The 19502-nt window shown below is 63.4% G+C and carries 15 protein-coding genes; 6 read left to right on the forward strand and 9 right to left on the reverse strand.

All coding sequences use genetic code 11. The annotated features are described in order from the left end of the window. Positions 1–34: 34 nt before the first annotated feature. Positions 35–1195, reverse strand: coding sequence for an AAA family ATPase (locus J4E63_RS21370; RefSeq protein WP_106272640.1), 1161 nt, complete (start codon positions 1193–1195; stop codon positions 35–37). 123 nt (positions 1196–1318) lie between these two features. Here J4E63_RS21370 and J4E63_RS21375 point away from each other — a divergent pair, with 123 nt between their 5' ends. From J4E63_RS21375 to J4E63_RS21385, 3 genes are read left to right on the forward strand one after another with little or no spacing between them, the layout of a single operon-like run. Then, a complete protein-coding gene (locus J4E63_RS21375; protein WP_192262014.1) occupies positions 1319–2422 on the forward strand; it encodes an efflux RND transporter periplasmic adaptor subunit in 1104 nt (367 codons plus the stop codon). After that, entirely contained in the window at positions 2419–3483 is a 1065-nt protein-coding gene (locus J4E63_RS21380; RefSeq protein ID WP_207283289.1) for an efflux RND transporter periplasmic adaptor subunit, read from the forward strand. Before J4E63_RS21375 ends, J4E63_RS21380 begins: the two co-directional genes overlap by 4 nt. Next, positions 3480–6527, forward strand: coding sequence for an efflux RND transporter permease subunit (locus J4E63_RS21385; protein WP_207283290.1), 3048 nt, complete (start codon positions 3480–3482; stop codon positions 6525–6527). The genes J4E63_RS21380 and J4E63_RS21385 overlap by 4 nt, the downstream gene beginning before the upstream one ends. Before the next feature lie 198 nt (positions 6528–6725). On the opposite strand, the gene J4E63_RS21390 is transcribed toward J4E63_RS21385, so the two are convergent. Next, positions 6726–8945, reverse strand: a complete 2220-nt coding sequence (locus J4E63_RS21390) for a heavy metal translocating P-type ATPase (protein ID WP_207283291.1) — start codon at positions 8943–8945, stop codon at positions 6726–6728. Between the two features lie 86 nt (positions 8946–9031). Here J4E63_RS21390 and cadR point away from each other — a divergent pair, with 86 nt between their 5' ends. Then, complete coding sequence (cadR, locus tag J4E63_RS21395) at positions 9032–9478, forward strand: Cd(II)/Pb(II)-responsive transcriptional regulator (RefSeq protein WP_003196623.1); 447 nt, start codon at positions 9032–9034, stop codon at positions 9476–9478. A gap of 112 nt (positions 9479–9590) precedes the next feature. On the opposite strand, the gene J4E63_RS21400 is transcribed toward cadR, so the two are convergent. The 3 genes from J4E63_RS21400 to J4E63_RS21410 all read right to left on the reverse strand — a co-directional run bounded on the left by J4E63_RS21400 (position 9591) and on the right by J4E63_RS21410 (position 12272). Beyond that, positions 9591–10562 carry a thymidylate synthase gene (locus J4E63_RS21400; RefSeq protein WP_207283292.1) on the reverse strand — a complete coding sequence of 324 codons (972 nt, stop codon included), beginning with the start codon at positions 10560–10562 and terminating at the stop codon, positions 9591–9593. A gap of 49 nt (positions 10563–10611) precedes the next feature. Then, positions 10612–11421, reverse strand: coding sequence for a prolipoprotein diacylglyceryl transferase (gene lgt, locus J4E63_RS21405; RefSeq protein WP_030140534.1), 810 nt, complete (start codon positions 11419–11421; stop codon positions 10612–10614). Positions 11422–11489: 68 nt separating this feature from the next. Beyond that, positions 11490–12272 (reverse strand): sulfite exporter TauE/SafE family protein, encoded by a 783-nt coding sequence (locus tag J4E63_RS21410; protein ID WP_207283293.1) that lies wholly within the window; start codon positions 12270–12272, stop codon positions 11490–11492. Positions 12273–12632: 360 nt separating this feature from the next. Here J4E63_RS21410 and J4E63_RS21415 point away from each other — a divergent pair, with 360 nt between their 5' ends. After that, entirely contained in the window at positions 12633–13379 is a 747-nt protein-coding gene (locus tag J4E63_RS21415; protein WP_207283294.1) for an NRDE family protein, read from the forward strand. A gap of 130 nt (positions 13380–13509) precedes the next feature. Here J4E63_RS21415 and ptsP read toward each other — a convergent pair whose 3' ends face one another. Next, positions 13510–15789, reverse strand: a complete 2280-nt coding sequence (ptsP, locus tag J4E63_RS21420) for a phosphoenolpyruvate--protein phosphotransferase (protein WP_053180992.1) — start codon at positions 15787–15789, stop codon at positions 13510–13512. A 22-nt stretch (positions 15790–15811) separates the two neighbouring features. After that, a complete protein-coding gene (locus J4E63_RS21425) occupies positions 15812–16291 on the reverse strand; it encodes an RNA pyrophosphohydrolase (protein WP_003186867.1) in 480 nt (159 codons plus the stop codon). A gap of 143 nt (positions 16292–16434) precedes the next feature. On the opposite strand from J4E63_RS21425, the gene J4E63_RS21430 reads away from it, so the two are divergent. After that, positions 16435–17091 carry an HAD family phosphatase gene (locus J4E63_RS21430; protein WP_207283295.1) on the forward strand — a complete coding sequence of 219 codons (657 nt, stop codon included), beginning with the start codon at positions 16435–16437 and terminating at the stop codon, positions 17089–17091. 106 nt (positions 17092–17197) lie between these two features. Here the strand turns inward: J4E63_RS21430 and J4E63_RS21435 are convergent, their stop codons facing one another. Both J4E63_RS21435 and ilvA read right to left on the reverse strand, forming a co-directional pair. Continuing rightward, the gene (locus tag J4E63_RS21435; RefSeq protein WP_207283296.1) at positions 17198–17626 is read right to left on the reverse strand and encodes a DUF2269 family protein; all 429 of its coding nucleotides are present in this window, start codon (positions 17624–17626) and stop codon (positions 17198–17200) included. A gap of 169 nt (positions 17627–17795) precedes the next feature. Next, positions 17796–19310, reverse strand: coding sequence for a threonine ammonia-lyase, biosynthetic (gene ilvA, locus J4E63_RS21440; RefSeq protein ID WP_072409243.1), 1515 nt, complete (start codon positions 19308–19310; stop codon positions 17796–17798). Between the last annotated feature and the right edge of the window lie 192 nt (positions 19311–19502).

The following is a 19502-nucleotide window of genomic DNA, read 5'->3' on the forward strand; positions in this document are numbered from 1 at the left end:
CGAGCTTGCTCGCGATTCGGTTTACAGGCGCCAATCAATCCGGCCAGTGCCACGCCGGCTCATCCAGCGCCCGCTGCCCGACGATCCCGGTCTGTCCAAGATCTTTCTCCAGCACGATGCAATTGCACTGCTCATCCTGTTCCAGGGCGGCGATCAGGCGTGTGGCGTGGGACACGACCCAGACCTGACAATTTGCCGAGGCGCGGATGATCAACCGCGCCAGGGCCGGCAGCAGGTCCGGGTGCAGGCTGGTTTCCGGTTCGTTGAGCACCATCAGCGAAGGCGGTCGTGGGGTGAGCAGGGCGGCCACCAGCAACAGATAGCGCAGGGTCCCGTCCGACAGTTCGGCGGCGGACAGCGGACGCAGCAGGCCATGTTGTTGAAACGCGATGGCGAAACGTCCGCCTTGCAGCTTCTCGATGTTCAGGCGGGCACCGGGGAACGCGTCGCCGATGGCGGCATGCAGGGCTTCGTCGTCACCGATTTCAAGGATGGTCTGCAGGGCGGCGGCCAGGTCGCGTCCGTCGTGGTGCAGCACTGGCGTGCGGGTGCCCAGTTGCGGTTGGCGCACCGGGGCGTCGGCGTCGCTGCGAAAATGGTCATAGAAGCGCCAGCGACGAATGAACTCGCGCATCTGCAGGACCTCCGGCGAAGTGCGCAGGCTGCCGACCTGGTCGAACAGGCTGTCGAAGGTGGGCGTGTGCTGGGCCAGCACATCCCAGGAACGGCCTTCGCGGGCACGGATCATCGGCCCGTTGCGGTCTACCAGCAGGCTGGCGGGCCGGAACACCGGGCCGGCCCAGATGCATTCGCGCTTGATTTCAGGGTCCAGTGAGAACGCTGAACGACTGGGTTCCGGCAAGCCCAGGGCGATCGAATAGCTGAAGTCTTCCCCGGCGAAACCCAGGCGCAGGCGCTTGGTGCCCTGGCGCACAATCGCCTGGACCGGCACCTCGCCGTTACGCATGCGGCGGCTGATTTCCTCCGGGCCGGCCCAGAAGGTCGAGTCGAGTCCACCTTCACGGGCCAGGGCGTTGACCACCCCACCCTGGGCCGTCTCGGCCAGCAGGCGCAGGGCACGGTAAAGATTGGATTTGCCGCTGCCGTTGGGGCCGGTGATCAGGTTCAGCCGGCCCAGGGGGATGACCAATTTATTGATCGATCGGTAGTTGGCCACCGCCAATGTCTTGAGCATGCCTGTTTCCTTTGCACGGGCGTCAGGAGCAAGTCTGCCCGATTGCTGTGCTTTCAGTGAACCCTGTTCTAAGCTCACAGTCGTATCGTCACTGGTACGTCCGTACAACGCAAAGGAGTCTGCATGACTGGTCCCGGAATCAAATGGGTTATTGGTTTGGGCGTGTGTGCATTGTTGACGGGGTGCGGTGATAAGAAGCCCGAAGAAAAAGCCCTGCCGCGGGTTTTCGTGCAGCAAGCCGTGCCCAGTGAATACGCAGCCTCGGTGACCCTGACCGGCGATGTCCAGGCGCGGGTGCAGGCCGATCTGTCGTTTCGTGTGGGCGGCAAGATCATCGAGCGCAAGGCCGATGTCGGTGACCGGGTCTCGGCCCGACAAGTGCTGGCCCGGCTCGATCCCCGGGACCTGCAGACCAACGTCGACTCCGCCGAGGCCCAGGTGGCTGCCGAGCAGGCGCGGGTCAAGCAGAGTGCGGCGGCGTTCGTGCGCCAGCAGAAACTCCTGCCCAAGGGCTACACCAGCCAGAGCGAATACGACGCGGCCCAGGCTCAACTGCGCAGCAGCCAGAGTGCGCTGACCGCCGCCCAGGCCCAATTGGCCAACGCCCGTGAGCAACTGAGCTACACCGCGCTGATTGCCGAGGCACCGGGCATCATCACCGCGCGCCAGGCGGAAGTCGGCCAGGTGGTGCAGGCCACGGAGCCGATCTTCAGCTTGGCCCGGGACGGCGAGCGCGACGCGGTGTTCAACATCTACGAATCGCTGTTGAGCGAACCATCGTCGGACCCTGCAATCACCATCAGTCTGCTGGATGACCCCGCCGTCAAGACCACCGGCACGGTACGCGAAATCACTCCCGCAGTGTCTGCCCAGACCGGCACCGTGCAGGTCAAGGTCACCCTCAAAGATTTGCCCGAAGGCATGCGCCTGGGGTCGGTGGTCAGCGCCACGGCCAAGTCCGCCGGCAAGACCGCTTTCGAGCTGCCTTGGTCGGCCCTGACCAAGAACCTCAGTGAGCCGGCCGTATGGCTGGTGGATGGCGAAGGCAAGGCGCAGTTGCAAACTGTGACGGTCGGCCGCTACCTGACCGGCAAGGTCATCATCAGCGACGGCCTCAAGGGCGGTGAGAAAATCGTCACCGCGGGCGGGCAATTGCTGCACCCCGGCGTAGGCGTCGAGATCGCTGAAGACACTTATGGAAAATCCAAGCCGGGAGCCCAGCCATGAAGCGTTTGTGGATGGTCTCGGCCGGCCTGTTGCTGGCCGCCTGCTCCAAGGAAGAAGCGCCGCCCGAACCGGTGCGCCCGGTGTTGTCCGTTGAGGTCCGGGCCCTCGACCAGCAGGCACTCGGGCGGTTCGCCGGGAATATCCAGGCGCGCTACGAGAGCAACGTGGGTTTCCGCGTGCCAGGACGTATCGCCAGCCGCAATGTCGATGTCGGTGCTGAAGTGAAGAAGGGCGACTTGCTCGCCACGCTCGACCCCACCGACCAGCAGAACCAATTGCGCGCCGCCCAAGGTGACCTGGCGCGGATCGAGGCGCAGTACATCAATGCCCAGGCCAATGCCCGTCGCCAGCAGCAATTGTTCGACCGTGGCGTTGGGGCCCAGGCGCAACTGGACATCGCCCAGACCGATCTGAAAACCACCGGCGCCTCTCTCGAACAATCCCGGGCCTCGGTGGAGCAGGCCCGCGACCAGCTCAACTACAGCGAGCTGCGTACCGACCATGACGCCATCGTCACTGCCTGGAATGCCGAAGCCGGGCAGGTGGTCACCGCCGGCCAACAAGTAGTGACCCTGGCCCGCCCGGACGTCAAGGAAGCGGTGATCGACCTGCCGGCCGGGCTGGTCGAGCGCCTGCCCACGGACGTGGTGTTCGAGGTCGCGGCGCAATTGGACCCGACGATCCACACCAGCGCCATCGTGCGCGAGATCGAACCCCAGGCCCAGAGCGCTACCCGCACCCGCCGCGCGCGTCTGACGCTGACCGACACACCGCCAGGTTTTCGCCTGGGCACGGCGATCAGCGTGACCCTGAGCTCGACCATCGAACCGCGCATCGAGCTGCCGCTCAGCGCCCTGCAAGAGATCGACGGCAAGGTGCGCATCTGGCTCATTGACCCGCAGAACCAGACCGTCTCCCCCCGCGAAGTACGGATTCTCGAACGCTCCAATGACGCGGTGCTGGTGGCCAACGGTATCAAGGCCGGCGACCGCGTGGTCAGCGCCGGCGTGAACAGCCTCAAGCCGGGGCAGAAAGTGAAACTCGACGAGGACGCACGATGAAAGGGCCTTTCAACTTATCCGAATGGGCCCTGCGGCATCAGTCGTTCGTCTGGTACCTGATGTTCGTGGCGCTGTTGATGGGCGTGTTCTCGTACATGAACCTGGGGCGGGAGGAAGACCCGTCGTTCACCATCAAGACCATGATCATCCAGACCCGCTGGCCGGGCGCGACCCAGGAAGAAACCCTCAAGCAGGTCACCGACCGCATCGAGAAGAAACTCGAAGAGCTCGACTCCCTCGACTACGTCAAAAGCTACACCCGTCCGGGCGAATCGACGGTGTTCGTGTACCTGCTCGACACCACCGGGGCCAAGGACATCCCCGAGATCTGGTACCAGGTACGCAAGAAGATCGACGACATTCGTGGCGACTTCCCCCAGGGGCTGCAAGGCCCGGGGTTCAACGACGAGTTCGGTGACGTGTACGGTTCGGTGTACGCCTTCACCGGCGACGGTCTGTCGATGCGCCAGTTGCGCGACTACGTGGAGCAGGTGCGCGCCGAGATTCGCGACGTGCCCGGGCTGGGCAAGGTGGAAATGCTCGGCGAGCAGGATGAAGTGCTGTACCTGAACTTCTCCACGCGCAAACTCGCTGCGCTGGGCATCGATCAGCGCCAGGTGGTGCAGAGTCTGCAATCGCAGAATGCCGTGACGCCGGCCGGGGTGATCGACGCGGGGCCGGAGCGGATTTCCGTGCGTACGTCCGGGCAGTTCCAGTCGGAAAAAGACCTGGCCAACGTCAACCTGCGGCTCAATGACCGGTTCTATCGGCTGGCCGACATCGCCGATATCAGCCGGGGTTATGTCGACCCCGCCACACCGATGTTCCGCTTCAACGGCACGCCGGCCATTGGCCTCGCCATCGCGATGAAGAAGGGTGGCAACATCCAGGATTTCGGCAAGGCGCTGCATGCGCGCATGAACGAACTGACCGCCGACCTGCCGGTGGGCGTTGGCGTGCACACCGTGTCGGATCAGGCCGAGGTGGTGGAAGAGGCCGTCGGCGGCTTTACCAGCGCTTTGTTCGAGGCGGTGATCATCGTCCTGGTCGTCAGCTTCATCAGCCTTGGCGTACGGGCCGGGCTGGTGGTGGCCTGTTCGATCCCACTGGTGCTGGCGATGGTCTTCCTGTTCATGGAATACAGCGGCATCACCATGCAGCGGATTTCCCTCGGCGCGTTGATCATCGCCCTCGGCCTGCTGGTGGACGACGCGATGATTACCGTGGAGATGATGGTCACGCGCCTGGAAAAAGGTGACAGCAAGGAACAGGCCGCGACCTTTGCCTATACCTCGACGGCGTTCCCGATGCTCACCGGGACCCTGGTGACTGTCGCCGGTTTCGTGCCCATTGGCCTGAATGCGAGTTCCGCCGGTGAGTACACCTTCACCCTGTTCGCGGTCATCGCCGTGGCGATGCTGGTGTCGTGGATCGTCGCGGTGCTGTTTGCCCCGGTGATCGGCGTGCATATTCTCAGCACCAACGTCAAACCTCACAGCGCCGAGCCGGGGCGGATCGGCCGGGCGTTCAACGGCGGCCTGCTGTGGGCGATGCGCAATCGCTGGTGGGCCATTGGCATCACGGTGTTGCTGTTCGTGCTGGCGGTGTTTTGCATGCGCTTCGTGCAGAACCAGTTTTTTCCATCGTCGGACCGACCGGAAATCCTGGTGGACCTCAACCTGCCGCAAAACACCTCGATGGACGAGACCCGCAAAGCCGTCGACCGCCTGGAAGCGACCCTCAAGGGTGACCCGGACATCGCGCGCTGGAGCACCTACATCGGCGAAGGCGCGATTCGCTTCTACCTGCCGCTGGACCAGCAGTTGCAGAACCCCTACTACGCGCAACTGGTGATCGTCAGCAAGGGCCTGGAGTCGCGCAACGCCCTGACCGAGCGCCTGCAAAAGCGTCTGCGCGAGGATTTCGTCGGCATTGGCAGCTACGTGCAGGCCCTGGAAATGGGCCCGCCGGTGGGCCGGCCGATCCAGTACCGGGTCAGCGGCAAGGACGTCGACCAGGTGCGCAAGCACGCCATCGAGCTGGCCACCGAGCTGGATAAGAACTCGCACATCGGCGAAATCATTTACGACTGGAACGAGCCGGGCAAGGTCTTGCGCATTGATATCGCCCAGGACAAGGCGCGGCAATTGGGCTTGTCTTCCGATGATGTGGCCAGGCTGATGAACAGCATCGTCAGTGGCTCGCCGGTGACCCAGGTCAACGACGATATCTACCTGATCGATGTGGTCGGCCGCGCTGAAGATGCCGAGCGCGGTTCGCCGGAAACCCTGCAGAACCTGCAGATCGTCACCCCGAGTGGCACCTCGATTCCGTTACTGGCGTTTGCCACGGTGCGCTATGAACTGGAGCAGCCGTTGGTGTGGCGTCGTGATCGCAAGCCGACCATCACCATCAAGGCCGCGGTGCGCGACGAGATCCAACCCACCGACCTGGTCAAGCAACTGCAACCGGACATCGATAAGTTCGCCGCCGGCCTGCCGGTGGGTTACAAGGTCGCCACGGGCGGTACGGTGGAAGAAAGCAGCAAGGCCCAAGGGCCGATCGCCAGCGTCGTGCCGCTGATGCTGTTTCTGATGGCGACCTTCCTGATGATCCAGCTGCACAGCGTGCAGAAACTGTTCCTGGTGGCGAGCGTCGCGCCCCTCGGGTTGATCGGCGTGGTGCTGGCGCTGGTGCCGACGGGCACGCCCATGGGCTTCGTGGCGATCCTCGGGATCCTCGCCTTGATCGGCATCATCATCCGTAACTCGGTGATCCTGGTGACCCAGATCGAGGAATACGAACGTGACGGCTACGAGCCCTGGGACGCGGTGGTGGAGGCCACCGAACACCGGCGCCGGCCGATCCTGCTCACGGCCGCCGCGGCGAGCCTGGGGATGATCCCGATTGCCCGGGAAGTGTTCTGGGGGCCGATGGCCTACGCGATGATCGGCGGGATCGTCATCGCCACGCTGCTGACGCTGCTGTTCCTGCCGGCGCTGTATGTGGCCTGGTACAAGATCCGCGAGCCCAAGCGCGATTGATCGTCATTGCGACGAGAACTGCCATGCACTGCTTCTGTGGCGAGGCAGCTTGCTCCCGCTGGGCTGCTGCGCAGCCCTATCGCGAGCAAGCTCGCTCCCACAGGATCCTCAGTGAGCACATATTCTGCGCGCAGCAATAGAGAACCACTGTGGGAGCGAGCTTGCTCGCGATGAGGCCAGGCCAGTCACCCTGGCCTTTTACTTGCGCAACAACCGCAACCCATTGAACACCACCAACAAACTCACCCCCATGTCGGCAAACACCGCCATCCACATGGTGGCAAGCCCGGCGAAGGTGACCCCAAGGAAAATCGCCTTGATCACCAACGCCAGGGCAATGTTTTGCTTGAGGATGCTGGACGTCTGCCGCGACAGGCGAATGAACGCCGGAATCTTGCGCAGATCATCGTCCATCAGCGCGACGTCGGCAGTCTCGATGGCCGTGTCGGTGCCGGCCGCCGCCATGGCGAAACCGATTTCCGAGCGGGCCAGGGCCGGGGCGTCGTTGATGCCGTCGCCGACCATGCCGACGCGGTGACCCTGGGCATACAGCGCCTCAATGGCTTGCAGCTTGTCTTCCGGCAACAAGTCGCCCCGCGCCTGATCCATGCCCACCTGCGCGGCAATCGCTTCGGCGGTGTGGGCGTTGTCGCCGGTGAGCATCAGGGTCTTGATGCCCAGGTCGTGCAATTGCCGGATGGCTTCGCGGCTGGAGTCCTTTACGGTGTCGGCCACGGCAAACAGCGCCAAGGGGCCCGTAGCGTCGAGCAGCAGCACCACCGACTTGCCTTGTTTTTCCAGGGCGAAGAGTTTTTCTTCCAGCTCGGGAGAGCACAGGCCGAGGTCTTCCACCAGGCGGTGATTGCCCAAGTGATAGGTCTGGCCGCCGATGTCGCCGCGCACGCCGCGTCCGGCAAGCGCCTCGAAGTTATCCACAACCTGCGGGGCCAGTTGCTTATCCACCGCCGCATTGGCAATCGCCCGGGACACCGGGTGGTCGGAACGGGCGGCGAGGCTGGCGGCCAGGGCCGGGGCGGTGCTTTGCACCGTCGGGTCGAGGGCCACGTAGTCGGTTTGCACCGGTTTGCCGTGGGTGATCGTGCCGGTCTTGTCCAAGGCCAGGTAGTCGAGCTTGTAGCCGCCCTCCAGGTACACGCCGCCCTTGACCAGGATGCCTTTGCGCGCCGCGGCGGCGAGGCCGCTGACGATGGTCACGGGCGTGGAAATCACCAGCGCGCAGGGGCAGGCGACCACCAGCAGCACCAGCGCCCGGTAGATCCAGTCGAACCACGCCGCGCCCATGAACAGCGGGGGGATGACGGCCACGGCCAAGGCCAGGGCAAACACCACCGGGGTGTAGATTTTCGAGAACTGATCGACGAAACGCTGGGTCGGTGCGCGGGAGCCCTGGGCTTGTTCCACAGCGTGGATGATCCGCGCCAGGGTGGATTGGTCGGCCGCCGCGGTCACGGTGTATTCCAGTTCGCCGGCCTGGTTGATGGTGCCGGCGAATACTTTGTCGCCGACGGTTTTTTCCACCGGCAGGCTTTCGCCGGTGATCGGTGCCTGGTCGATGGTGGAGCGGCCGGCGACCACGTCACCGTCCAGGCCCACGCGTTCGCCGGGGCGCACCCGCACTCGCGCACCCAGGGCAATGGCCTTGACCTCTTGCACCTGCCAGCTGCCATCGGCCTGTTGCACGGTGGCCTGTTCCGGGGCCATCTGCATCAGGCCACTGATGGCGTTACGCGCCCGGTCCAGGGATTTGGCCTCGATCAGCTCGGCCACGGTGAACAGGAACATCACCATCGCCGCTTCCGGCCATTGGCCGATCAGCACGGCACCGGTCACGGCGATGCTCATCAGCGCATTGATGTTCAGGTTGCGGTTCTTCAGGGCGATCCAGCCCTTCTTGTACGTGCCCAGGCCACCACTGAGGATCGACACCAACGCCACCAGCGCGACCACCCAGTTGGGCGCGGCATTGGTGAAATGGATCAGCTCGGCGCCCAAGGCCGTCACGCCGGACAGCGCCAATGGCCACCAGGGTTTGACCGGGGCGGGCAGGTCGTTGGTTTGCGATTTCTGGCCCGGGGTCAGCGGGTCGGCCTGCATCCCTAAGGACTCGATGGCCTGGATGATCGGCGCGTCGCTGGGCAAATCGTGAGTCACGCCCAGCACGCGGTTGATCAGGTTGAATTCCAGTCGCTGCACGCCTTCGAGCTTGCCGAGCTTGTTCTGGATCAGCGTTTGCTCGGTAGGGCAGTCCATGGCTTCGATGCGGAAACTGCTCAGCCGCGCACCGTCCGTCGGCGTTTTGCCGAGGTTGACCACCGCTGGCGCCGCTTTCGAGGCGCAGCAGGAATGCCCGTGGTCATGGCCGTGGTCGGGTTTGTGGGTATGAAGGGAATCGCTCATCGGGTGACGTCCGTGAAAAGTGCCTGTTGCGCAGTAAAGACCCTGTAGCCACTATAGGGTCAAGCACCTATTTGGGAGGTCGCATCATGAAGATCGGAGAACTGGCGAAAATCACCGACTGCCAGGTCGAAACCATCCGCTATTACGAGCGCGAAGGCCTGCTGCCGGAACCGGCCCGCAGCGACGGCAATTACCGCGTCTACACCCAGGCCCATGCCGAGCGGCTGACGTTCATCCGCAACTGCCGCACCCTGGACATGACCCTGGAAGAAATCCGCAGCCTGCTGGCCCTGCGTGACAGCCCCCAAGACCAATGCGAAAGCGTCAATGCGCTGATCGACGAACACATCCAGCACGTCAAGGCCCGTATCGATGGCCTACTGGCCCTGCAGACACAACTGATCGACCTGCGCCATCGCTGTGGCGAAGGGCCGGACCTGGATCAATGCGGGATCTTGCAGCGGCTGGAGGTGAGCGGGGCAGTGGCGCCGGAGGTGGAGCATTCGCATGTGGGGCGCAGTCATGGGCATTGAGCCTTTGTGGGAGCGAGCTTGCTCGCGATAGCGGCTTGGCAGTCAACATCTATGTTGAGTGTAATGGCCTCATCGCGAGCAAGCTCGCTCCCACAGGGGAGGGTGGTGTTGTTCAGACCGCCATCGGCGCGGTCATTGGCGCATGGTGCTGGTAGCCTTCCAGGGAGAAGTCGCCCGGCTCCACCAACTCCAGCCACTCCGGCTGGTACACACCGGTCTTGGCAAACTCCGGCACACGCTCGGAAATCACCAGCTTGGGCATCGGGAACGGCTCACGCTTGAGCTGTTCGTTGAGCATGTCCAAGTGGTTTTCGTAGACGTGGGCATCGCCGATGAAATAGGTGAACCAGCGCGGCGTGTAGCCGGTCAGGCGACCGATCAGGCTCAGCAGGGCGGCGCCTTCGGTGAGGTTGAACGGCGTGCCCAGGCCCAGGTCGTTGGAGCGGATGTAGAGGGTCAGGGAAATTTCCCTGGTCTCGACATTCGGGTGGAACTGGTACAGCAGATGGCACGGCGGCAGGGCCATTTCATCGAGCTGGGCGCAGTTCCAGCCGTGGAACAGGATACGGCGGCTGCCCGGGTCCTTGATGATGGTGTCGACGCACTGGCGAACCTGGTCGATGGCTTTGTACAGCACCACGTAGGCCTGGCCGTTTTCTTCGCCTTCGGCGATTTTCCGGTAACCCTGGGCCAGCGTCTGCTCGATGGCCGCCGGGTTGCTCAGGGGTATCTGCTTGTAGGCCGGCCATTTGCGCCATTGCACGCCGTAGATCTCGCCCAGGTCGTCGTCGCCCTGGCGGAACGGGTTGGCCAGCCACTGGGCGTTTTCGTTGGCGTTCTGGTCCCAGACCTTGCAGCCCAGGGCGCGGAACTCGGCGGCATTGTTCACACCACGGAGAAAACCGCACATTTCGCCGATGGCCGATTTGAAGGCCATCTTGCGGGTGGTGATGGCCGGGAAGCCGTCCTTCAAGTCATAGCGCAGCATGGCGCCGGGGAAGCTGATGGTGTTCACGCCGGTGCGGTTGGCTTGCTTGGTGCCGTTCTTGATGACGTGGGCCACCAGATCGAGATATTGCTTCATGGGTTACCTGTGTCCTTGAACCCGAGGCCAGCGCCCCGGAGTTCGAATTTTAAACCTTGGCCGCCGCAGCCGGTGCACGACGATAAGCCAGCCAGATCAACGCCAGGCCACCGATGATCATCGGCAGGCACAGCACCTGGCCCATGGTCAGCCAGTTCCAGGCCAGGTAGCCAAGCTGGGCGTCCGGGACGCGGACGAATTCAACGATGAAACGGAAGATGCCATAGAACAGCGCGAACATGCCCGATACCGCCATGGTTGGCCGCGGCTTGCGCGAGAACAGCCAGAGGATCAGGAACAGTGCCACGCCCTCGAGGGCGAACTGGTACAGCTGCGACGGGTGGCGTGGCAATTGCGCCGGGTCGCTGAACGGCGGGAAGATCATCGCCCATGGCACGTCAGTCGGCTTGCCCCACAATTCGGCATTGATGAAGTTGCCGATGCGCCCGGCGCCCAGGCCGATCGGCACCATCGGCGCGACAAAGTCCATCAGCTCGAAAAACGACTTGTTGTTGCGCTTGCCGAACCACAACGCCGCCAGCATCACGCCGATGAACCCGCCGTGGAACGACATGCCGCCTTTCCAGACTTCGAAGATCAGCGTCGGATTGGCCAGGTAGGCGCTCAGGTCGTAGAACAGCACGTAGCCCAGGCGTCCGCCGACGATCACGCCCATGGACAACCAGAACACCAGGTCGGAGAGTTTCTCCTTGTTCCAGGTCGGGTCGAAGCGGTTGAGCCGGCGCGACGCCAGCAGCCAGGCGCCGCCGATGCCGATCAGGTACATCAGGCCGTACCAGTGGATTTTCAGCGGGCCGATGGCCAGGGCCACCGGATCGATCTGCGGGTAAGGCAGCATTGATATTCCTCGTAAACGTCAAAAATGCCCGGGCGACGCTGCCACCTCGGGATTAAGCCAGGATTGCGTCAGAACAGAAAACTCAAGCCCACGCAGAATAGCAAGGCGGCGAACAGCCGCTTGAGCAAGCGTGGCGACAGGCGATGGGCCAGTCGCGCGCCGAAACGGGCGAAGACCATGCTGGTCAAGGCGATGCCCAGCAGCGCCGGTAAATACACAAATCCGAGACTATGGGCCGGCAGCAGCGGATCGTGCCAGCCCAGAATCATGAAACTCAAAGCACTGACCACGGCGATGGGCAGTCCGCAGGCCGATGACGTGGCGACCGCTTGTTGCATCGGCACGCTGCGCCAGGTCAGGAATGGCACGGTCAGCGAACCGCCGCCGATGCCGAAAATCGCCGAGGCCCAGCCGATCACGGTGCCGGCCACGGTCAGCCCGGCCTTGCCCGGTACGGTGCGGCTGGCCTTGGGCTTGACGTCCAGGGCCAGTTGCATGGCAACGATCAGGGCGAACACGCCGATGATCTTTTGCAGGTGCGGGCCGGAAATCGCTTCGGCGGTGATCGCACCGAAACCGGCACCGATCAGGATTCCCACCGTCATCCAGGCGAAAATCGGCCAGCGCACCGCGCCTTTGCGCTGATGCTCGCGCACGGCATTGATCGAGGTGAAGATGATCGATGCCAGGGATGTGCCGACGGCCAGGTGCGTCAACACCTGCGGATCGAAACCCTGCAGGGTGAAACTGAACACCAGCACCGGGACGATGATGATCCCGCCCCCCACGCCGAACAACCCGGCCAGCACCCCCGCGCAGGCGCCGAGCAGCAGATAGAGCACAAATTCCACCAGACTCTCCCCGCCCATCCCCGAAATAAGAGCGGCATGGTAACGGATCCAGGGCCCCAGGCTCCACTGAAGGCGATGGATGCCGGGGCGATGTGTGGGTAGAGTGGGCTGAGAACCCTGGAGATATTGGGGGGACGAACTGCTGTCGTGGCGAGGGAGCTTGCTCCCGCTGGGTGTAGGAGCTGTCGAGTGCAACGAGGCTGCGATCTTTCCCCTGACGCTTGAATCCCAAGCGAAAGGTCAAAAGATCGCAGGCTTCGCCAGCTCCTACAGAGCCCAGCGGGAGCAAGCTCCCTCGCCACAAAGGCTGTGTTCGGCTCTACTCTTTCAATGGATTGGCATTATTAACAGGACGACCTGATGTGCCTGATCGTATTTGCCTGGCGACCCGGCCACGCCCAACCGCTGATCGTGGCGGCCAACCGCGACGAGTTCTACGCCCGGCCGACCTTGCCCCTGGCCCAATGGCCTGACGCGCCCCATGTCCATGCCGGGCGCGATCTCGAAGCCGGTGGCACCTGGCTCGGTATTGGTGCCGAAGGTCGTTTCGCCGCCCTGACCAACATTCGCGACCCGGGCCAGGTGCCGGCCTTCAAGTCGCGCGGTGAACTGGTAGCGCGGTTCCTGACCGGGAATCTGTCGATTGCCGATTACCTCAGCGAGATCGTGCCCCGCGCCAACGAGTATGGTGGCTTCAACCTGCTGCTCGGCGATGGCACCGAGCTGTGGCACCACAACGCCCGCGATACCCAGCCCCAGCGTCTGGCCGAGGGCGTCTATGGTTTGTCGAACGCTGGGCTGAACACGCCATGGCCCAAATTGCTCAAGGCCCGGGCGGCCCTGGGCGAGGTGCTGGACGATCCGCAGCCCCAGGCCTTGTTGGCGCTGCTGAACGACCCACAACCCGCGCCGGTGGCGGAACTGCCAGACACGGGCGTGGGCCTGGCGACCGAGATGCTGCTATCGAGTGTGTTCATTGCCAGCCCGGCCTACGGGACGCGGGCGAGTACGGCGCTGATTGTCCATGCCGATGGGACGCGGCAGATGGTCGAGCGCAGTTTCGGGCCCCATGGGGGGCATTTGGGGGAGGTGGAGGTCAGGGTTTAGTTTTGCTGTGTCATTGCTGGCCTCATCGCGAGCAAGCTCGCTTCCACAGTAGATCGTCAGTGAACACAAATTTTGTGAACAACCGAGACCCTGTGGGAGCGAGCTTGCTCGCGATAGGGGCGCAGCAGGATCAGAGCGTCTTGTTCGAAGCCGGATTGATCATCCGCGCCAACCCAAGGTTCTTCAGCGCCAGTTGCAGGGAGCTGTGGATCACTTGCGGGTTGTCGATGGTCATCACTTCCGCCAGCAATTCCTGGGCCTTGCTGAGGTTGATCTGGCGCAGCATCCACTTCACTTTCGGCAGGTTGGTGGCGTTCATCGACAGGCTGTCGAACCCCATCGCCATCAGCAGCACCGCGGCCGCCGGGTCGCCGGCCATCTCACCGCAGATGCTCACCGGCTTGCCTTCGGCATGGGCGTCACGCACCACGTTCTGCAGGGCTTGCAGCACCGCCGGGTGCAGGTAGTCGTACAGGTCGGCAACCCGTGGGTTGTTACGGTCCACGGCCAGCAGGTACTGGGTCAGGTCGTTGGAGCCCACTGACAGGAAGTCCACCTGCCGCGCCAGTTCCTTGGTCTGGTACACCGCCGCCGGGATCTCGATCATCACCCCCACCGGCGGCATCGGCACGTCGGTGCCTTCGTCGCGCACTTCGCCCCAGGCCCGGTGGATCAGGTGCAGGGCTTCTTCCAGTTCATGGGTGCCGGAGATCATCGGCAACAGGATGCGCAGGTTGTTCAGGCCCTCGCTGGCCTTGAGCATGGCGCGGGCCTGGACCAGGAAGATTTCCGGGTGGTCGAGCGTCACGCGGATGCCGCGCCAGCCGAGGAACGGGTTGTCTTCCTTGATCGGGAAGTAGGACAGGGACTTGTCGCCGCCGATGTCCAGGCTGCGCATGGTCACCGGTTGCGGGTGGAACGCGGCCAGTTGTTCGCGGTAGATCGCCAACTGTTCCTTTTCGCTGGGGAAGCGCTGGTTGATCATGAACGGCACTTCGGTGCGGTACAGGCCCACACCCTCGGCCCCACGCTTCTGCGCCCGGGCCACGTCGGCCAGCAGGCCGGTGTTGACCCACAAGGGCATGCGGTGGCCGTCGAGGGTCACGCACGGCAGGTCCCGCAGCGCGTCCAGTCCCAGGGACAGTTGCTTTTCTTCCTCCACCACGTCGGCAAACTGCTTGCGCAGCACGTCGCTGGGGTTGGTGTAGACCTCGCCGTGGTAGCCATCGACGATCATCTGGATGCCGTCGACCTTGGAATACGGCAGGTCCACCAGGCCCATCACCGTCGGGATGCCCATGGCCCGGGCCAGGATCGCCACGTGGGAGTTGCCCGAGCCCAATACCGAGACCAGCCCCGCCAGCTTGCCTTCGGGCACTTCGCCGAGCATGGCCGGGGTCAGCTCTTCGCTGACCAGGATGGTGTTGTCGGGGTAGACCAGGGTCTGCTGGCGTTCCTGCTGCAAGTAGGCCAGCAACCGGCGGCCAAGGTCCTTGACGTCCGAGGCGCGCTCGCGCAGGTAGGCGTCGTCCATCAGTTCGAAGCGGTTGACGTGGTCGGTCACCACCTGGCGCAGCGCGCCCTGGGCCCACTGGCCGGTCTTGATGACGGTGGTCACTTCGCTGCCCAGGGAGGCATCGTCGAGCATCATCAGGTAAACGTCGAACAGCGCGCGTTCTTCCGGGCGCAACTGCGTCGCCAGCTTGGCCGACAGGGCACGCATGTCGGCCCGCACGCCTTCGATGGCGGTCTTGAACAGGCCCAGCTCGGCGTTGATGTCGGTGATGGTCTTGTCCGGCACCACGTCGAGGTCGGCAGGCGGCAACATGACCACGGCCGTGCCCACCGCCGCGCCCGGCGAACCCGGCACGCCGACGAACTTGGCTTCCTGGATGCCCTTGCCCTGGCGACCCAGGCCGCTGATCGAGCCGGTGGCCTCGGCGTGGGCGATAACGCCGGCCAGTTGCGCGCTCATGGTCACGAGGAAGGCTTCTTCACCTTCGTCGAACTGGCGGCGCTCTTTTTGCTGGATGACCAACACGCCGACGACGCGGCGGTGGTGGATGATCGGTGCGCCGAGGAACGAGGCATAACGCTCTTCGCCCGTTTCGGCAAAGTAGCGGTAGCGCGGGTGATCCGCGGCGTTTTCGAGGTTCAGGGGTTCTTCGCGCGTGCCGACCAGGCCGACCAGGCCTTCATTGGGGGCCATGCTGACCTTGCCAATGGAGCGCTTGTTCAAGCCCTCGGTGGCCATCAGCACGAAACGGTTGGTCTCGGGGTCCAGCAGGTAGACCGAGCAGACCTGGCTGCCCATGGCCTCTTTGACGCGCAATACAATAATCCCCAACGCCGCCTTGAGATCCTTGGCGGAGTTAACTTCCTGGACGATCTTGCGCAGCGTATTGAGCATGGCTCGGGGTCGAACTCCGTCGTCAGTCGCGCGTCAGCAGGCGCGGGGCAAGCTCTTTGAGAGCGCGTCGATACACTTCGCGCTTGAATGTCACCACCTGGCCCAACGGATACCAATAGCTGACCCAGCGCCAGCCATCGAACTCCGGTTTACCGGTCAAATCCATCCGCACCCGCTGCTCGTTGGAGATCAGGCGCAGGAGAAACCATTTCTGCTTCTGGCCGATGCACAGCGGTTGGCTGTGCGTGCGGACCAGGCGTTGCGGCAAACGATAGCGCAACCAGCCTCGGGTGCAGGCGAGTATTTCGACATCTTCTCGCTCAAGCCCCACTTCTTCGTTCAACTCGCGGTACAAGGCCTCTTCCGGCGTCTCCTGGGGGTTGATCCCACCCTGGGGAAACTGCCAGGCGTCTTGATTGATACGGCGAGCCCATAGCACCTGCCCAGCATCATTCGTAAGAATGATCCCCACATTGGGACGGAAACCATCGGGATCGATCACGGCAACAACCTCGCAAACGCATGTCGCCGCATTGTTCCACAAAGGTTGTGAAAGCAGCAACGAGCGCCCCTAGCTTATGTGCACTCTTGTGAAAAGTCCGTATTCTGGACGCCTTTCTTCAGATTTTTCAGCGAGTAACTGCAATGCGGCTGGCTTTATTCGACTTGGATAACACATTGCTGGGCGGCGACAGCGACCACGCGTGGGGCGATTACCTGTGTGAGCGCGGTTTTCTGGACGCTGTCACGTACAAGGCACGCAACGACGCGTTCTACCAGGATTACCTGGCCGGCAAGCTCGACAACGCCGAGTACCTGAATTTTTGCCTGGAAATCCTCGGGCGTACCGAAATGCACGTGCTGGCCCAGTGGCACCAGGACTACATGCGCGACTGCATCGAGCCGATCGTATTGCCCCAGGCCATCGAACTGCTGGAAAAGCACCGTGACGCTGGCGACAAGCTGGTGATCATTACCGCCACCAACCGCTTCGTCACCGCGCCGATTGCCGAGCGCCTGGGCGTCGAAACCCTGATCGCCACCGAATGCGAGATGGTCGACGGGCGCTACAGCGGCCGCAGCACCGACATCCCGTGTTTTCGCGAGGGCAAGGTGACGCGCCTCAACCGTTGGCTGGAAGAAACGGGGCATTCCCTCGACGGCAGCTATTTCTATAGCGATTCGATGAATGACTTGCCGTTGCTGGAGGTGGTGACGCACCCGGTGGCGGTGGATCCGGATCCGAACCTTCGGGCCGAGGCCGAGAGGCGGGGTTGGCCGGTGATTTCGTTGCGCGGCTGAAAATGGCTATCGCGAGCAAGCTCGCTCCCACAGGGGATTTGCGTCGATCACGCAACCTCTTGTGGGAGCGAGCCTGCTCGCGAAAGGGGCGACACGGTCCAACGCCTTAGACCGGCTTGGCCCCCATCAACCCCGCAATGGCGATAAAGCAGACGACGCTGAACAGCGCCAGGGCCAAGGTGAATTTGCCACTGCCCGCCGTCGGCAGCTTGCGCAGTCTGTTCAACCGTACCAATAGCCAGAACCCGGCCAGCGCCGCCAAGGTGTAGAGCACGCTGGAAGCCAGCAGCCAGGTCTGGCCCAGTGGCCAGCCGACTTGATGAACCATCCACCAGCCGGTGAAGGGCAGGCTCGCCAGTGCCAGGATCATCACCAGCCAGACGAACAGTCGCGGCCGTTGCAGCGTGCGCGCGGCCGCCGTGGCGTCGCCGTTGCGTCGCGTGCGCCAGACCCAGACGGCCAGCCCCAGGGCACCTGCCAACAGCAACACCGTGGCGACGACGTGAGCGATTTTCAGCGCGGTTAACGTTTCCATCGTTCGATTTCCTTATGACGTGCTCAACAGCTTAGACCCCCGTGGCGAGGGAGCTTGCTCCCGCTGGGTCGCGAAGCGGCCCCAAAAAGCGCTGAGCGCTTCGCACTCAAGCGGGAGCAAGCTCCCTCGCCACAGGTCCACCCAGTCCAAACAGTCGCAATTATGGGATTCACCCCAGGAATAGCTGGTACGCCGGGTTGTCACTTTCATCCCAGTACGGATAGCCGATTTCTTCCAGGGCGGCGGGGACCAGGTGGCGTTCATCGTGAGGCACTTGCAGCCCCGCGACCACGCGGCCATCCGCCGCGCCATGATTGCGGTAGTGGAACATCGAGATATTCCAGCGCCCACCCAGCTTGTTGAGAAAGTTGAACAGCGCGCCCGGGCGCTCCGGGAATTCGAAGCGCAGCACCACTTCATCGATGACATGGGCCGCATGCCCGCCGACCATGTGGCGGATGTGCAACTTGGCCAGCTCATTGTCGGTCAGGTCCAGCACCGGGAAGCCTTGTTCGGTCAGGCTGGCGATCAGCGCGCTGCGCGGGTCGTTTTCCGGGTGGGTCTGCACGCCGACGAAAATGTGCGCTTCACTGCCGGTGTTGTAGCGATAGTTGAATTCGGTGATCTGGCGCTTGCCGACGGCTTCGCAGAACGCCTTGAAGCTGCCCGGCTTCTCGGGGATGGTCACGGCGATGATCGCTTCGCGGCCTTCGCCCAGCTCGGCGCGCTCGGCGACGTGGCGCAAGCGGTCGAAGTTGACGTTGGCACCGGAGTCGATGGCCACCAGGGTCTGGCCGCTGATGCCCCGTGACTCGACGTATTTCTTGATCCCGGCCACTCCCAGGGCGCCGGCAGGTTCGGTGATCGAGCGGGTATCGTCGTAGATGTCCTTGATGGCGGCGCAGATCTCGTCGGTACTGACGGTGATCACTTCGTCCACGTGGTGCTTGCAGATATCAAAGGTGTGCTGTCCGATCTGCGCCACGGCAACGCCATCGGCGAACAGCCCCACGGTCGGCAGCACCACGCGCTCGCCCGCGGCCATGGCCGCTTGCAGGCAATTGGAGTCGTCCGGTTCGACGCCGATGATCTTGATGTCCGGGCGCAGGTATTTCACGTAGGCCGCGATCCCGGCAATCAGCCCGCCACCGCCCACCGGGACGAAAATCGCGTCCAGGCGCCCAGGGTGCTGGCGCAGGATCTCCATCGCCACCGTGCCCTGCCCGGCAATGGTGTGGGGGTCGTCATACGGGTGAATGTAGACGTAGCCCTTTTCGTCCACCAGTTTCAGCGAGTAGGCCAGGGCTTCGGGGAACGAATCGCCGTGCAGCACTACTTTGCCGCCACGGGAGCGCACGCCTTCGACCTTGATTTCCGGCGTGGTCTTGGGCATCACGATGGTGGCCTTGACCCCCAGCACCTTGGCCGCCAGGGCCAGGCCCTGGGCGTGGTTGCCCGCCGAAGCCGTGACCACGCCGCGAGCGCGTTCTTCGTCGCTGAGCTGGGTCAGCTTGTTGTAGGCGCCGCGAATCTTGAACGAGAACACCGGCTGCAAGTCTTCACGCTTGAGCAAAATGCTGTTGCCCAGCCGCTCGGAGAGCTGGCGAGCGGTCTGCAGCGGGGTTTCTACGGCAACGTCGTAAACGCGCGAGGTGAGGATCTTTTTGACGTACTGTTCAAGCATCGGAAAGCATCACTGAGCGGGTTGGGCAGGGCCAAGGAGTCTAACCCGGCTTTTGGCCGGGCGACCACACGAATTAAGGGGTTTGAAGGCAGCGAGCCCGCGCTGGCGAGGGTGCCTACTCCCGTTGGGCCGCGCAGCGGCCCCAGAAAAAGCGATGAGCGCTTCGCACTCAAGCGGGAGCAAGCTCCCTCG

The organism is Pseudomonas sp. FW300-N2F2 (assembly GCF_017351655.1).
GTDB classification, from domain to species: Bacteria; Pseudomonadota; Gammaproteobacteria; order Pseudomonadales; family Pseudomonadaceae; genus Aquipseudomonas; species Aquipseudomonas fluorescens_AA.

Coding starts and splice junctions, on each gene's coding strand:
- J4E63_RS21430 (WP_207283295.1), top strand. CDS start 16,435: ATGCGGCTGGCTTTATTCGACTTGGATAACACATTGCTGGGCGGCGAC.
- J4E63_RS21385 (WP_207283290.1), top strand. CDS start 3,480: ATGAAAGGGCCTTTCAACTTATCCGAATGGGCCCTGCGGCATCAGTCG.
- lgt (WP_030140534.1), bottom strand. CDS start 11,421: ATGCTGCCTTACCCGCAGATCGATCCGGTGGCCCTGGCCATCGGCCCG.
- J4E63_RS21390 (WP_207283291.1), bottom strand. CDS start 8,945: ATGAGCGATTCCCTTCATACCCACAAACCCGACCACGGCCATGACCAC.
- ptsP (WP_053180992.1), bottom strand. CDS start 15,789: ATGCTCAATACGCTGCGCAAGATCGTCCAGGAAGTTAACTCCGCCAAG.
- J4E63_RS21370 (WP_106272640.1), bottom strand. CDS start 1,195: ATGCTCAAGACATTGGCGGTGGCCAACTACCGATCGATCAATAAATTG.
- J4E63_RS21435 (WP_207283296.1), bottom strand. CDS start 17,626: ATGGAAACGTTAACCGCGCTGAAAATCGCTCACGTCGTCGCCACGGTG.
- J4E63_RS21375 (WP_192262014.1), top strand. CDS start 1,319: ATGACTGGTCCCGGAATCAAATGGGTTATTGGTTTGGGCGTGTGTGCA.
- cadR (WP_003196623.1), top strand. CDS start 9,032: ATGAAGATCGGAGAACTGGCGAAAATCACCGACTGCCAGGTCGAAACC.
- J4E63_RS21415 (WP_207283294.1), top strand. CDS start 12,633: ATGTGCCTGATCGTATTTGCCTGGCGACCCGGCCACGCCCAACCGCTG.
- J4E63_RS21400 (WP_207283292.1), bottom strand. CDS start 10,562: ATGAAGCAATATCTCGATCTGGTGGCCCACGTCATCAAGAACGGCACC.
- ilvA (WP_072409243.1), bottom strand. CDS start 19,310: ATGCTTGAACAGTACGTCAAAAAGATCCTCACCTCGCGCGTTTACGAC.
- J4E63_RS21380 (WP_207283289.1), top strand. CDS start 2,419: ATGAAGCGTTTGTGGATGGTCTCGGCCGGCCTGTTGCTGGCCGCCTGC.